The sequence below is a fragment of the Bifidobacterium sp. ESL0827 genome (assembly GCF_052606685.1).
Genome location: NZ_CP199597.1, coordinates 450,126 through 464,416 on the forward strand (window position 1 = coordinate 450,126; position 14,291 = coordinate 464,416).

Annotated in this window: 11 protein-coding genes and 1 tRNA gene; 10 read left to right on the forward strand and 2 right to left on the reverse strand. The window is 61.8% G+C overall.

What is annotated here, in order from left to right:
* Nucleotides 1–39: 39 nt before the first annotated feature.
* Nucleotides 40–1,686: a zinc-dependent metalloprotease gene (locus tag ACUIAI_RS01635; RefSeq protein ID WP_445342788.1), complete on the reverse strand. Its 1,647-nt coding sequence runs from the start codon at nucleotides 1,684–1,686 to the stop codon at nucleotides 40–42.
* Nucleotides 1,687–1,780: 94 nt separating this feature from the next.
* Between ACUIAI_RS01635 and ACUIAI_RS01640 the strand changes: the two genes are divergently transcribed.
* Both ACUIAI_RS01640 and ACUIAI_RS01645 read left to right on the forward strand, forming a co-directional pair.
* Complete coding sequence (locus ACUIAI_RS01640; protein WP_445342426.1) at nucleotides 1,781–2,647, forward strand: S16 family serine protease; 867 nt, start codon at nucleotides 1,781–1,783, stop codon at nucleotides 2,645–2,647.
* A gap of 51 nt (nucleotides 2,648–2,698) precedes the next feature.
* On the forward strand, nucleotides 2,699–3,115 hold the full coding sequence (locus ACUIAI_RS01645; protein ID WP_024627263.1) for a DUF3052 domain-containing protein: 417 nt from the start codon (nucleotides 2,699–2,701) through the stop codon (nucleotides 3,113–3,115).
* A gap of 148 nt (nucleotides 3,116–3,263) precedes the next feature.
* Here the strand turns inward: ACUIAI_RS01645 and ACUIAI_RS01650 are convergent, their stop codons facing one another.
* A complete protein-coding gene (locus tag ACUIAI_RS01650) occupies nucleotides 3,264–4,808 on the reverse strand; it encodes an MDR family MFS transporter (protein WP_445342427.1) in 1,545 nt (514 codons plus the stop codon).
* Nucleotides 4,809–4,927: 119 nt separating this feature from the next.
* Here ACUIAI_RS01650 and ACUIAI_RS01655 point away from each other — a divergent pair.
* From ACUIAI_RS01655 to ACUIAI_RS01690, 8 genes are all read left to right on the forward strand, one after another.
* Nucleotides 4,928–5,001: transfer RNA gene (locus tag ACUIAI_RS01655), tRNA-Val, on the forward strand.
* A 101-nt stretch (nucleotides 5,002–5,102) separates the two neighbouring features.
* Nucleotides 5,103–6,875 (forward strand): DivIVA domain-containing protein, encoded by a 1,773-nt coding sequence (locus tag ACUIAI_RS01660; protein ID WP_445342428.1) that lies wholly within the window; start codon nucleotides 5,103–5,105, stop codon nucleotides 6,873–6,875.
* Entirely contained in the window at nucleotides 6,872–8,146 is a 1,275-nt protein-coding gene (dxr, locus tag ACUIAI_RS01665) for a 1-deoxy-D-xylulose-5-phosphate reductoisomerase (RefSeq protein ID WP_445342429.1), read from the forward strand. Before ACUIAI_RS01660 ends, dxr begins: the two co-directional genes overlap by 4 nt.
* Nucleotides 8,143–9,372 carry a flavodoxin-dependent (E)-4-hydroxy-3-methylbut-2-enyl-diphosphate synthase gene (gene ispG / locus ACUIAI_RS01670; RefSeq protein ID WP_445342430.1) on the forward strand — a complete coding sequence of 410 codons (1,230 nt, stop codon included), beginning with the start codon at nucleotides 8,143–8,145 and terminating at the stop codon, nucleotides 9,370–9,372. The genes dxr and ispG overlap by 4 nt, the downstream gene beginning before the upstream one ends.
* 101 nt (nucleotides 9,373–9,473) lie before the next feature.
* Nucleotides 9,474–11,126, forward strand: coding sequence for an alpha/beta hydrolase family protein (locus tag ACUIAI_RS01675; RefSeq protein WP_445342431.1), 1,653 nt, complete (start codon nucleotides 9,474–9,476; stop codon nucleotides 11,124–11,126).
* Nucleotides 11,127–11,141: 15 nt separating this feature from the next.
* Nucleotides 11,142–11,864, forward strand: a complete 723-nt coding sequence (gene recO, locus ACUIAI_RS01680; RefSeq protein WP_445342432.1) for a DNA repair protein RecO — start codon at nucleotides 11,142–11,144, stop codon at nucleotides 11,862–11,864.
* A 3-nt stretch (nucleotides 11,865–11,867) separates the two neighbouring features.
* On the forward strand, nucleotides 11,868–12,662 hold the full coding sequence (locus tag ACUIAI_RS01685) for an isoprenyl transferase (RefSeq protein ID WP_110412563.1): 795 nt from the start codon (nucleotides 11,868–11,870) through the stop codon (nucleotides 12,660–12,662).
* A gap of 164 nt (nucleotides 12,663–12,826) precedes the next feature.
* Nucleotides 12,827–14,257, forward strand: coding sequence for an amidohydrolase (locus ACUIAI_RS01690; RefSeq protein WP_445342433.1), 1,431 nt, complete (start codon nucleotides 12,827–12,829; stop codon nucleotides 14,255–14,257).
* Nucleotides 14,258–14,291 lie beyond the last annotated feature (34 nt).

Sequence of the window (14,291 nt, forward strand, 5' to 3'; positions counted from 1 at the left end):
GATCTTCGAATCGCAGGGGATTGGGAGTGCGATTCAGATTTAGTTCTTTTCTGAATCGCCCTTGTCTGAGTCGTTCTGATCCGGGTGACCGTCGTCGGTGTCCTTGGAATCCGCGCCAGCGCTCTTCTGATTGCCGGGAGTCTGGTGGTCCGAATGTTCCTGGTCATGAGAAGCGTCGGAGTCTGCAGCTTGAGAATCTGAAGTTCCGGAGTCTGCGGGGGTGGTCAGATTGGTAGAGGATTCCTTCTCCTCGGCATTCAGCAATTTGTCCAGCTCGGCATCCCAATCCACTGAAGTGGCGGGAGTGTCGGCCTTCTGCTCGGATTGCCCCTCTGCAGAGGTCGATGCTCCACCCTCGTCGGATTCCTCCTTGACGGGCAGGGAAGGCAGCAAATCAGGATGGGACCAGTGGCTGTCACGGCCCTGGACCCCTTCGTCGGCGGTGATGCGCTCCCAGAGGTCGGCGGCCTCACGTAGCTGCTTGGGATGAAGATGCAGGCCCAGCAGGGACTCGAAGGTCTGTTCGGCCGGCCCACCCACGGCGCGCTCGCGTCGGGTCATCTCCCGCAGCTGCTCCAAATGGGGCAGGTGGGCCATGCCGGCGTTCCAGACCACGCAATCTACCCAGCCGTCGACTAGTGCCAGCAGGTCGCCCAGGCTGTGCAGGGCCTCTTTCTGCTCAGGGGTGTCCTCGATGCCGACATTGCTGAGGTTGATGGCGCCAGCGATGGATTCTGGGTTGATTTGCTCAGCATCGCGCAGCTGGTCCTCCACAGCGTCCAAGTCGATGGAGACTCCACGGGCATACTTGCCAATCAGGGCCTCGAAGCGTGGCATCAGCCAGGGGACGGCGGCGTAGAGCCGGGCGTGGGCGGCCTCCTTGAGGGCCATGTAGCGGGTGACTTCGTCCAGATCCAATTCAAGGGATTTGGCGTAGGCTTTGATGTTCTGCGGTATAAGGGCTCCGGCGGGGTTCTTCAGCAACGGGATGCCCTGGTCGAATCCTCCTCGGACCTCCTTGGCCAGCTCGCCGGCGGCCTGCCCCAGCTGCATGGCGAAAGAGGTGTTTCCCAGCAGCTTCATCAGCGTGGTGGGATCCTTGAGGTTGTCGGGTAGTGGAATGGGCACAGGTCCGGCGAACATTCCAGAAATCTCGCCCTGGTCGAAGCCTTGGAAGCGCTGGCTTATGACGGAGGTCAAGGCGTCGCTGACCGCCTGGGCCACCGGGGAGGCGAACTTTACCCAGGCGTCTATGCTGCCCTCGATCCATCCGGCACGGGTCAGTGCTTCGGTTTGGCCCGGGGCGGGGTCAAAGGCACAGACGGTGTCCAGCCAGAGGTTGGCCTCGCTCATGACCCGGGCCACCCGGTCGCTGTCCTCTGCTGTAACTGTGGTATCGGACTGGTCGGCCCTAGTGCGCCCCAGGGCGATGTTCTTGGCCAGTGCAATGTTGATGGGCCCCTGATCGGCCTGGGCCTGCATGTCAGCCGGAGTGTTCAGCCCTCCGGCCGTGAAAGCCTGAATCAGGGCCTGGACCTCGGCGGGTTTGGGCAGCTGATCGGCTCCCTGAGCCGCCATCTGGGAGCGGATGGACTCAGGCAGCTGAGAGAACTGACTCCAGGCCAGCTCGCCCTGCACCGGGCCGAAGCACTCGATGAGCCATTGGTGGATTGCATTCTCGTCCATTGCTTTGTTTCCAGTCCTCGCCAAGGCAGGTCGTTCACCGTCAAGGTTGGCACCTGCCAGGATTATCGTCTTCATCAACCATAATATTGGAGCTATGACACTTCCGCACGGGAAATCGGATCACTGCGCCACAGGCGCACCCGAAAGGCGAATCGGGACGCTTGGCGGACCCACCCGCAAAATGCTGGTCGGCGGTCTTCTGATCATTCTAGCTCTCTTGGTGCTGCTCCTTCCTTCGCCTTATACCATCGAGACGCCCGGACCCACTCAGGATGTGCTGGGAAGTTCAAAGGGCTCACCGGTCATCAAGGTGAAGGGTGGTCAGGTCCACCATGACAAGGGCCACCTGCTGATGACCACGGTCAACGCCCGTGGAATCCCCGGCTACCCGGCATCCAACCTGGATGCGTTGGTGGGCTGGGCCGACCCCCACGCCACGGTGCTTCCCCAGGAGGCCGTGGTCCCTCCCGGACAGAGCGTCGAGGAATACAAGCGCCAGGAGCAGGGCGATATGCACGGCTCCCAGAAGGCCGCATCGGCCCAGGCCCTGGCCTTCCTCAAGGCTCGGGGATATGACGTATCAGGCCTGCGGTTCAGCATGAGGGTGGCCGACATCGGTGGTCCCTCGGCCGGGCTCATGTACACCCTGGGGGCCATCGACAAGATCACCCCTGAGCAGGAAACCGGCGGTTTGACCATCGCCGGAACCGGCACCATTAACCAAAAGGGACAGGTCGGTGCCATCGGCGGCATCCAGCTGAAGATGCTGGGCGCCAAGCGGGACGGCGCCACCTGGTTCCTGGCCCCGGCGGCCAACTGCTCACAGGTGGCAGGCCATGTGCCACAGGGGCTGCGTGATGTGCGGGTGTCCACCTTGGACGAGGCTTACAAGGTCCTGGTGGCCATCGGCCATGGCCAGGGGGAGGGGCTGCCCCACTGCACGGCCACCAAGGGCAAATAAGACAAGGCCGGTCCAATTGGTGAATTCCGGCACTCTTGTTATGCTGAAGCCGTGGCTGAGACTACAACCTATACAGCGGAAGAGTTCGGTTTCCATCCCGGCGATATCGTCCAGGAATGGATGTGGGACGACGATGTCGACGACGGGATCCGGACCAGGATCGAGGATCTGACCGGCGAAGAGCTGGTGGACGAGGACTATGACGCAGCCGTGGATGGGGTCATCATCTGGTGGCGAGACGGCGACGCCGAGGACGATCTGGCAGATACCATCATGGATGCCTCGGCCATGGTCAACAAGGGTGCGCCTTTCTGGGTGCTGACTCCTAAACCCGGCAGACCGGGGGCATCGGCGCCAGGGGTCGTCTCCAATGCAGCCAAGACCGCGGGCATGAATGCCCTGATGCCTACCACCGTCAGCAAGGATTGGAACGCAACCCAGCTGCGAGCTTTCGGCAAGGGTAAGTAAGAGACTTCTAGCCGTCCCGGCGCTTACGGCAGCCAGGCATATCGCGCAAGCGCCAATGAACGAGGTTGTGGACATTGGGATCAACTGATGCCCACAACCTCACTGTCTTTCATAAGGAATCCCGGAGGAATTCGATTAGCCTCGGCCCTTACTGCGCGCCTTTCTCATCAATGGCAGGAGCCGCTGTCGTGGCCTTGTTCTGATATTCGGCCAGCAGAGTGCGCGAGCGGATGTCGCAGAGGTTGGCCACCAGAGCCATGAGCAGGATGACCAGGCCCACCAGGAAGATCCAATGCAGGCCGTCGAAGACGATGGTGCGGGCCGGGCCGAGCAGGCGGGAGGGGATGCTCCCAGCCGTGGCCGGATTGATCATACTGTTCATCATGTCCTCAGTCAGGCCCTTATGCTGAGGCACCTCGCGGGCGATGACCGTGTTCATGACGATGCCGAAGATGGAGACCATCAGGGTTTGTCCCAGGGAACGGGCCAGGGTGTTGAAGCTGGTCGAGGCGCCCACATCGCCCGCGGGCACCACGCTCTGGGCGGTGATGGTCGAGGTGGTGATGGTAAGGCCGAAGCCGAAGCCCACCACGGCCGAGATGATCAGAAAGACCCAGTAGGCGGTGGCCTGGGGGACGGCGATGTAGCAGACACAGGCCGTCAGGATGAAGGCCAGGCCGATGTTGGTGGCCCGGTGCGGCGGATGGTGCATGGTCAGCGGTCCTGCCAGGTAGGCGCCCAGGAGCCAGAGAATTGAGGATGGGGTGACCACAAAGCCGCCCAGGGAGGGGTTCATCCCCAGCACGGATTGCATCCAGATGGGCATGTAAGTGTCGAAGCCCATGAGGAATCCGGCCACCAGGAGCATGCAGATGTTCTGGATGACGAAGGTCCTGATGCGGAAGAGTCGCAGGGGCAGGATGGGATCCTCCTGGTGGCCCTCCACATGAAGCAACAGGGCAAAGGTGACCACGGTGCCGGCAGCCAGGATCAGGGTGATACGCACATCGCCCGCCGAACCCAGGCTCTGCAGGCAGAGCATGAGGCAGATCAGGCAGATGCTGAGCAGTCCGATGCCCAAGTAGTCGACGCGGGTTTCGCGCGCCTGGATATGCTCGCTCAGGAAGAGCTGGATCATGATGATGACCAGCAGACCGATGGGCACATTAATGGCGAAGACCCAGTGCCAGCTTATCTGCTGGACGATGAAGCCTCCCAGCAGAGGGGCGATGATGGAGGCGATGCCCCAAGCCGAGCCGTTCAGGCCGATCATGCCCGCCCGCTTGTCCAGTGGATAGATGTCGGCCAGAACCGTGTAGGTCAGCGGCTGGATGGCACCTGCCCCCAGGCCCTGCAGAAAACGGGCGCCGATCAGCTGGGGCATGGACTGGGACAGGGCACACAGGGTGGACCCGATGACGAAGACCAGCAGGCCGATGGTCAGCAACGGCTTACGGCCAAAGCGGTCTGAAAGCTTGCCGTAGATGGGCGTGGTAACCGCCGTCATGAGCAGATAGATGGAATATACCCAATTCATGATGGACAGCCCATGCAGGTCCCCGATGATGGTGGGCATGGCGGTGGAGACGATGGTCCCCTCGATAGCCGTCATAAAGGTGGCAATGAAGACCGCCACCGTCACCAGGGTGCGATTGGTCTTCCTGCCACTGCCTGTATCGACTGTCTGTGACAATCCGAACCCCCTATCGTATGGTGTGTTGCTCTTGTTTGCGGACAATGGCCGCGAATTCCTAGTGGATTATAGCCGCACCGTGGGTCTTGTCAGCGTGTATTCTGGTAAGGTAGTGCGCTGGTCCCGTGGCTCAGTTGGTTAGAGCGCCACCTTTACACGGTGGATGTCCCCGGTTCGAGTCCGGGCGGGACCACAAGTGTCTTTAGGGGGGCGTGCCCGAAGTCGAGTCTTAACGCTCAGGTAGAATCGATGCACGACGATCGTTGGCAAGAAAGGTCAGGAGGTCGATGCCTGATGTCAGCTAAGCCTGATGCCCGTGGAACCGAGGCGACCATCGCGCGCTCGGGCAAGCGCAAGTGGGGATATGACACCAAGCAGGTGGATGCCTTTCTGGAGCGGGCGCACTCACTCTATGAGAGCCAGGATCCTGATCTGACCCAGGAGGAGATAGCCAATGCCTCCTTTGACCTATGCAAGAACGGCTATATCATCACCCAGGTAGATGCTGCCCTCTCCCGACTGGAGAGGGTGATTTCCGATAGGCAGACCAGTCTGGAGATAGCCCGGGTGGGGGTGGATGGTTGGACGACCAGAATGGTCAGTCTGCAATCAGAGTTGACCGCTCATGCCGGCAGACCCTCGGGTAGCGTCTTCAAGCGCGGGGATGCTGGTATGCCCTCATACGACTGCAAGCAGGTGGAGCGGCTGATCGAGCAGGTTCTCAACAAGACTTCTGACCAGCTCAACCTGCAGGAGGGTCGGAAGACGGACTCGGGCAAGTCGAAGAACACCGACATCACGGCTGACCGCGTCTCCAATGTCATCTTCACTCAGCGGCGAGGGTCCAAGGGTTATGACGAGCGTCAGGTGGACTTCTTCCTGGCCAAGGCAGTTGAGCTCCTGGAGCAGCTGGAGTCCTTTGCGCGGGTCAGCGAGAGGGCAAAGAGAGCCAGCGAGAGTTCAACGGCGCCCGCTGCTGTTCCTGCGCAGCCGCAGCTTCCGGTGCAGGGCTCTTCGGCTTCCGGCGTTCAGCCGCTTATCGGACAGAGCCAGGCACCCGCTTGGAGCACTCCGGATGCTTCCGCTCTTGCGAATGACCAGGGCAGTCAGGATGATTTCGCTCAACTGCACCAGGCAGAGCGGGCCATCTTCGAGGCTCCGGCCGCCAGCACGAAGACGACACCTACGACGCCGACGGCACAGCCCAACAGTTCTCTGAGTGCTCTGGCTTCGGCGGTCAACCAGCGGCTTGCCCAGGAAGGCGCTGGGGCAGCCCTAGGTGCTGGCGCCACAGCTGTTGGTGCAACGCGTGTTGGTACACCATCTTCGGCCGCGGCGGCAGTAGCTCCTGTCTCTTCTTCTGCCAGGTCGGCCTCATCATCCGGATTCAGCGGTGGATCTGCTGTTGCCCCTGCCAATCCCGCAGTCTCCGGTCAACAGGAATCGGTCATGCCCGCTTCGGCGCCGCCAGCGGCTACAGACCCGGTATCTGCACCAGCCCGTACCACTCCTGCGGCACCTGCGTCGGTTGCACAATCAGTGCCGTTCAACTCTGTGGCACCTTCTTCCTCTTCTCCCGCACTGCAGACTCCAGAGCCGACGGTATTCCAGCAGACCCAATCGGCACCTGTCGCATCCGCCCCCTCCAACTCGGCTGGGACTGCGTTCGTCCCCTCCGCAAGGCCAGAATCGCCAGCGTCTGCCTCGGCAGATGCTGACGCTGCCACTTCGTCTACACCAGGTGCCGCCTCGGTTATCTCTTCGCCATTCGTCGATGGCCATCTGGGCGCGGGCGGACCCTTGGGCAGCTATGAGGAACCGGCACCTGCAGCGCCTGAGACCCGTGAACGTCCCTGGGCAGAAACAGCCGCAAGCAGCACGGATACGCCCGACTGGGCCAAGCCCCGGTATTCGCAAAACACGCGTGGGAATAAACAGGACCAAGATCCGGATTCTTATCTGGCCTCCCTGCTCAATCAGGATCTGCCCAAGATGGATCTGGACATCCCCGATATTTCTTTCCCCGCCTTCGGCGACGAGGGAGAGCAGGATAAAGGCGGTCGATGAGTCATCTCGCAGTGATGAGTGAAGGCAGGCAGATCGATTTGTTGGCCGGTCGTGAACGCACCTTGGCGGACTGGTCGCCCAGGGATGATGACCAGGAGCCTCGCAGTCTGGTCATCCTGGGATCTACAGGGTCCATCGGCACGCAGGCTCTGGATTTAATCAGTCGTCATAGGGATCGGTTTCAGGTGACTGGATTGGCCGCTGGCGGCGCGCACGTCGAGCTTCTGGCCAGCCAGGCCCGCGATTTTGGCGTGACTCGTCTGGCTCTGGCTGACAAGGCCCAGGTTCCGGCTCTGCAGCAGGCTCTCGAAGCCATTGGATTGACTGGCATCCAGGTGGAGGCAGGCATGGAGGCGGTTCAGGCTCTGGCCGGTTCCGGCAGTGATCTGGTCCTCAACGGCATCACTGGATCTGTCGGTCTGCGTCCATCCATTGCGGCCCTGCAGGCCGGATCCCAACTGGCTCTGGCCAACAAGGAGTCCGTGGTGGCCGGAGGACATCTGCTCTTTGACGCCGAGATACGACCAGGCCAGATCAACCCAGTCGACTCCGAGCATTCGGCCATCTGGCAATCCCTGCGTTCGGGGCAGCACGGAGAGGTGGCCCGTCTGGTGGTCACTGCCTCAGGAGGTCCCTTCCGGGGTTGGAGCCGTCAAGCCATGCGTGAGGTCACCCCTGAACAGGCCTTGAACCATCCGACCTGGTCCATGGGTCCGGTGGTCACCATCAACTCCTCCACCATGGTCAACAAGGGCCTGGAGGTCATCGAGGCCAGCAGGCTCTTCCGCATCGAGCCCGAGCGGATCACCGTGGTGGTCCACCCCCAGTCCGTGGTCCACTCCATGGTCCAGTTCCAGGACGGGGCCACCATAAGCCAGGCTTCGCCTCCTGACATGCGTCTGCCCATTGCCTTGGGCCTGTCGGCGCCCGCCCGTCTTGACAATGTGGCTGTGGCTTGTGACTGGTCCAAGGCCAGCACTTGGACTTTCGAGCCGCTGGATGACGAGGCCTTCCCGGCGGTAAACCTGGCCAGGCGGGCTCTGGGAAGCTGCGAGCCCATGACTGCGGTCTTCAATGCCGCCAACGAGCAGGCGGTCCGGGCCTTCCTGAATCACCAGCTGCCTTACCTGGACATCGTCGAAACCATCCGTTCGGTCATGGATGCCATGGAAACGCATCTTCCGGGAACATTCACATCCGTGGAGGTAATGGAGCAAGTCGAGCATGAGGCACGCCAAAGGGCCGATGCTTTGATAGACATGACAGCGTGAGTAGCATTCTCAAGACCGAACAGTCAACATCCTCCCAAGGGTTCCGCAAGACAGGCGGGCAGGCCATCAGTCAGACTCCGCTGCATCCTCGTCGCCGTTCCCGTCGGATCATGGTGGGGCCTGTGCCGGTCGGCGGGGGTGCCCCAATTTCGGTGCAGTCCATGACCAACACGGTCACCGCTGACATCAATGCGACCTTGCAGCAGATCGCCGAGTTGGCCGCCGCCGGCTGCGATATCGTACGAGTGGCCGTGCCCAGCCAGGATGATGCCGACGCGCTTCCCATCATTGCGAAGAAGTCGCCCATCCCGGTCATCGCCGACATCCACTTCCAGAGCAAGTACGTTTTCCAGGCCATCGATGCGGGCTGCGCAGCCGTCAGGGTCAATCCGGGCAACATCCGCAAGTTCGACCAGGTCGGTCCAGATATCTGCAAGGCTGCTACGGATGCGGGCATCTCCCTGCGCATCGGAGTCAACGCCGGCAGCCTGGACAAGGACATCTACGCCCGCTACGGCGGCCCCACCCCTGAGGCCCTGGTGGCCTCGGCCTTGAAAGAGGCCCACATGTTCGAGGATGTGGGCTTCCACGACTTCAAGATCTCCGTCAAGCACCACGATCCCGTTACCACAGTCCAGACCTACAGGCTCCTGGCATCCAAGGGCGACTGGCCCCTGCACCTGGGCGTGACCGAGGCCGGACCATCCTGGCAGGGGACCATCAAGTCCTGTCTGGCCTTCGGCGCGCTCCTGGCTGAGGGCATCGGCGACACCATCCGGGTATCCCTGTCCGCACCGCCTGTGGAAGAGGTCAAGGTGGGTTGCAAGATTCTGGAATATCTGGGGCTGCGCCAGCGTCACTTCGACATCATCTCCTGCCCCTCCTGCGGCAGAGCTCAGGTGGATGTGATCGAGCTGGCCAAGGAAGTAACTGAGGGCCTCAAGGACATCACCGCCCCCATCCGGGTGGCCGTCATGGGCTGCATCGTCAACGGGCCAGGTGAGGCCAGGGAGGCTGATCTGGGTGTGGCTTCGGGCAACGGCAAGGGCCAGATCATCATCAAGGGCAAGGTGGTTCAGACCGTGCCTGAGGATCAGATCGTCCCCACCCTGCTGGAACGAGCCAAGGAAATCGCCGCCCAGATGGATGCCAAGGCGGCAGTCCAGGGTGAAACCCTGCCGGAGGTAGGGCCCATGGTAGTTCCGGTCACCGGCCGTGCCAGCTGAGCGCGTAAGCACCATCCTCGCCACCGGTTACAATGGCCGTCGTGTCCCAAGAGGTTGAACGTTCCCTCCCCGCAAGCCGGTGGAGCAGAGTCAGGCGGCTGATGACCAGTCTTCCCGTCTTCGTCATCCTCATGGGTCTGCTGGTCTCTGTCTCACACCTGACTGCTGTCCCTTGGAAATACGACCCAGTGGATCAGAATTTCCCCACCCTGACTCCAGACACCGCGGTTACTTTCGACTGGCCTGCCGGGGTTGCCAGGGATACCGTGGGGCAGTACCAGGTCGAATCCCGCCACCAGGAAATGAGCGTGGAGAGGCACGCCACAGGTGAGCACCAACGCATCCGAATACTGATTCGCACCCCTCAGGGGGCTTCAGGCCATAGGCCGGCTGTAGTTTTCATGCACGGCGCCGGTTACGGCACCTGCGACAACTCCTTCGGAGACGTGGCCCGGACCCTGGCCTCTGCTGGCTTCGTCACCGCTGTGCTGGACAAGCCGGTCTGGTCTACCACGGATGCCGACCGGGACTATCCCGCTTCGGCCAGGGCCTACGAGCGGGTTGCCAATCTGCTGCGCGACCGGGAAGATGTGGATGCATCCAAGGTAGGCATTTATGCAACCAGCGAGAGCACCTGGATTGCCGCCATGCTGCTGACCATGGACCACCGCATCGCCTTCCAGATCCTGTTGAGTCCCATGGTCTATTCCCCGCGGCACGCTATGGGCTTCTTCGTGGCCCAGGACTTTGCCATTGCCGGGGCCAACCAGGGCTATCAGTCGGTGGTCCGTCGGCTCTTCAGCACTGATGCCACACTCTTGGGCCTAAACAATCTGGACATTGACCCCACCGACCGCTACACCTATGCCATTCCCACCCTGCTGGCCTATGGGGCCAAAGATGTTATGACTGCCCAGGTGGAAGGGGTGCAACGCGTGCTCTCCCAGGCCCACGCCTCCGGCAATGAGAACGTAACTGTGCGGTCCTACCCCGTCTCCAACCATGTGCTGCGGCTGGGGGATGAGGCCCAGACCGGCACACCCCTGGCCGACCACTACCAGCAGGACATGGTTGACTGGGCAGTGGGTCAGGTCCATGGCCTGCATCAGACCAGTCCCAGTGTGGGAGGGGCCACCATCCACCAGTCCATTGCCGTGCCTACTGACCTGCGGGGGCGGCGCTCGCTGACTATCTATATGCTGGTCCTGCATATGCTGACCCTGGTTCTTTTGCTGGCGTCCCTGATCATGGCAGTGGTGGCCGGTCTGATGAAATTGTTCCGTCTGCGCCGACGCAAGGACCCGGTTCTGGGCTTCAGCCATGGTTTCGGCGGCACCTTGGTCACTATCACTGGCACCACCCTGGCTACCCTGGTCCTGTTCGGAGCTGGTCTGGGTCAGGTCATCATGGCCGTAGTACGCCTGGGTTGGGGTGGCGTGCCCGACCAGGCGGGGGTCAGCTACTGGAGCTGGCCGGTCATCCAGGTGGTCTGCGCACTGGTCATCTGGGCCTGGTCGCGCACCTTCGCCCGCATGGTTGAAGTAGCTTCCCTGAGGGGACTGAACCGGCTGCCCGACCAGGTCCGCACAAGCAAGGCCGGCGGCCCCACTTTGCGCCAGCAGATGCGCAACCTGGATCCCAGGCCTGTTCTGGCCTCCACCCGCTTTGGCGTTGCAATCTTCATCGTAACCACCCTGGCCATGTTCGGAGTCCTGCTGATCTTCGCTTTCTGGGGCCTGTTCATCTACCAATGAAAGGACGGGACCGTCGTGGCCATCTATCGTGACGAGGGCCTGGTCCTCAGAACGGTCAAACTGGGCGAGGCCGACCGGATTGTCACCATTCTGACTAGGAAGCACGGCAAGGTCAGGGCCGTGGCCAAGGGGGTGCGACGGACCAAGTCCCGATTCGGCGCGAGGCTGGAGCCCTTCATGCGTGACGATCTGCTCATCTCCCGCGGCCGCAATCTGGACATTGTCTCACAGGCGGTCTGCATAGCCCCTTATGCGGATGCCATATGCGCCGACTATGACCTCTACGCCAACGGGGGCGTCATGCTTGAGACCGCCGACAAGCTCGTGGTGGGCGAGCACGAGCCGGCCCCGGAGCAATACCGTCTGCTGGTCTCCGCCCTGGCCAGCCTGGCAGGTCATCGACATGACCCCCGTGACATTGGCTCCTCCTACCTGCTGCGCTCCCTGGCGCTGGCGGGCTGGCGGCCCCGGCTGGATTCCTGCATCGTCTGCGGACGGACAGACCAGCTGACCCACTTTTCTGTGCCCGGCGGCGGGGTGGTCTGCAGTCGGGACAGGCCTACTGACGCCGTGGCTGTGGATCCTGCCACCCTGGCCCGCTTCCGGGCGCTGAGCAGCGGGGATTGGTCCAAGCTGGACGGCAAGGGCTCAACCCCCCTCTGCGATGGTCTTGTCGAGAAATGGGGCGAATATTACCTGGAGCGGCCCATCAGGTCCTTGCGGCTATTAGATTCTTAAAGCATGAGCTTTGACCCTGTCGACTACACCTCCCTGGACGTGCCTGCAGCCCCCTTCTCCGACCCAGGACGAATTCCACAATTTCCCGAGGGTTCAGTCCCGCGTCATCTGGGTGTGATCATGGACGGGAATGGCCGCTGGGCCAAGCAGAGGGGCATGGAGCGCACCCAGGGTCATCGGGCCGCCGAGCCGGTGGTCTTCGATACCATAGCCGGGGCCATTGAGGCTGGGGTTCGATACCTGAGCCTGTACACCTTCTCTACAGAAAACTGGAAGCGCTCGCCGGCCGAAGTCCGCTTTCTGATGGGTTTCTCCCGAGACATCATCCACCGTCGGGTGGCCCAGATGGATGACTGGGGAGTGCGCGTGCGCTGGGCGGGCCGTCGGCCCCGGCTCTGGAAGTCGGTCATTGACGAGCTGGAGGCGGCCATGGAGCGCACCCGGCACAACACCAGGATCGATGTGATCTTCTGCATCAACTACGGTGGCAGGGCTGAGCTGGCCGATGCAGCCACCGACATCGCCCGGGAGGTGGCGGCCGGGCAGATCAAAGGTTCCAAGGTGACCGAAAAGATGATCGCCCAGCACCTCTACAACCCCGACATACCGGACTGTGACCTGGTTCTGCGCACCTCAGGCGAGCAACGCACCTCCAACTTCCTGCCCTGGCAGGCGGCATACGCGGAGCTGGATTTCGTGCCTGAGCTCTTCCCCGACTGCGGGCGGGAGGTGCTTTGGCGGGCCATTGACGATTACATCCACAGGGACAGGCGCTTCGGTGGCGTAGAGAATGCCTGAGAAAACAAGGCCTCACAATTGTGAAGTTAACCATAGTCGTCCAAATTTACATGTCTGAACACTCTTGCAATGCCCTTGAAAGGTAGTCTGTGTCTTATCGCAGCGGAGCAATCCATATCCGCTGTGGAAATCAGGGCAGCAAACGAAGCAAGGGAGTGACAGGCGTGGACGACAAGCAACGCATCATGCAGATCATCGAAGATAAGTCACAGGAGTTCATCGAGGCCGCCGATCATATCTGGGGCACCCCCGAGACCAGGTTTGCCGTGAAGGAGTCGGTCCAGCAGCACTACAAGGTTTTGGAGCAGGAGGGCTTTGACATCGAGAAAGGCGTGGGCCATATGGACTATGCCTACGTGGCGACCTGGGGCTCGGGCCGCCCGGTGATCGGTATCACTGGTGAATATGATGCCTTGGGAGGCCTCAGCCAGGTGGCTGATCTAGGTGAGCACAAGCCCTTGGTCGAAGGCGGCAACGGGCAAGGCTGCGGCCACAACATTCTGGGTATGGCGGCCGTCGCGGCCGGAGTTGGGATTAAGACCTTCATGGAAGAGAAGGGGCTTAAGGGGACCATCAAGGTCTTCGGCTGCCCGGCTGAGGAGTCGGGTTACGGCAAGGCCTTCATGGCCAGGGACGGGGTTTTCGACGGGCTGGATCTGGCCCTGTCCTGGCACCCCTCGGACGTGACCCAGGCCTGGGGCTCCTCCAGCCTGGCTGTCCTGCAGGCCTACTTCGACTTCACCGGTGTGCCGGCGCACGCGGCTGCGGCCCCTGAGCTGGGCCGGAGCGCCTTGGATGCCGCAGAGCTGATGAACGTGGGAGTGCAGTTCCTGCGTGAGCACATGATCGATGAGGCCCGCGTGCACTACGCCTTTATCGACGCAGGCGGCGAGTCGGCTAATGTGGTGCAGTCCCATGCGCGGCTCTACTATTTCGTGCGCGCTCCCAGGATGGATCAGGCTCAGGATCTGTTCAAACGTGTGGAGAAGATCGCCCAGGGTGCGGCCCTGATGACCGAGACCCAGGTCAAGGAAGAGTTCGACGCGGCCTGCTACAACTTCATCCCCAACCATCCCCTGACCGAGGCCATAGACAGGAATCTGGACGTTGTCGGCCCCCTGCCTCTGGACCAGCAGGAGCTGGACTACGAACGCCGTTACACCGACACGGTCCCCGAGGCCGGCAAACAGCGGGTGCTCAGCCGCACCAAGGCCGCCTTCCCTGATCTTCCGGATGAGGAAGTCAGGAAGATGGCCGAGTCCACCATGGCCCTGAAGAAGTATCCACTGGCCTTCACCGATAAGGCATCGGGGTCCACAGACGTCGGCGATGTCAGCTGGCAGACACCGACCGCCCAGTTCAGCGGCGGCTTCGAGCCCCAGGGAACCTCACCACATTCCTGGCAGTGGGCGGCAAACGGCAAGTCCTCGGTGGCCCACAAGGGTCTGCTTGCGGCAGGCAAAACCCTGGCTCTGACTGCTTATGATGCCTTTACCGATCCGGACCTGGTCAAGGCTGCCAAGGAGGACTTCGACAAGACATTCGCCGGCCAGGAGTACAAGGTCGTCATCCCTGACGATGTGATGCCCCACTGACCTACTATTCGGCTGTCGCCGTGCCCTTTGATCC

What these genes read in the sequence shown, in the direction of transcription:
- ACUIAI_RS01635 (WP_445342788.1), bottom strand. Translation starts at nt 1,686, where the DNA reads ATGGACGAGAATGCAATCCACCAATGGCTCATCGAGTGCTTCGGCCCG.
- ACUIAI_RS01640 (WP_445342426.1), top strand. Translation starts at nt 1,781, where the DNA reads ATGACACTTCCGCACGGGAAATCGGATCACTGCGCCACAGGCGCACCC.
- ACUIAI_RS01660 (WP_445342428.1), top strand. Translation starts at nt 5,103, where the DNA reads ATGTCAGCTAAGCCTGATGCCCGTGGAACCGAGGCGACCATCGCGCGC.
- dxr (WP_445342429.1), top strand. Translation starts at nt 6,872, where the DNA reads ATGAGTCATCTCGCAGTGATGAGTGAAGGCAGGCAGATCGATTTGTTG.
- ACUIAI_RS01675 (WP_445342431.1), top strand. Translation starts at nt 9,474, where the DNA reads ATGACCAGTCTTCCCGTCTTCGTCATCCTCATGGGTCTGCTGGTCTCT.
- ACUIAI_RS01685 (WP_110412563.1), top strand. Translation starts at nt 11,868, where the DNA reads ATGAGCTTTGACCCTGTCGACTACACCTCCCTGGACGTGCCTGCAGCC.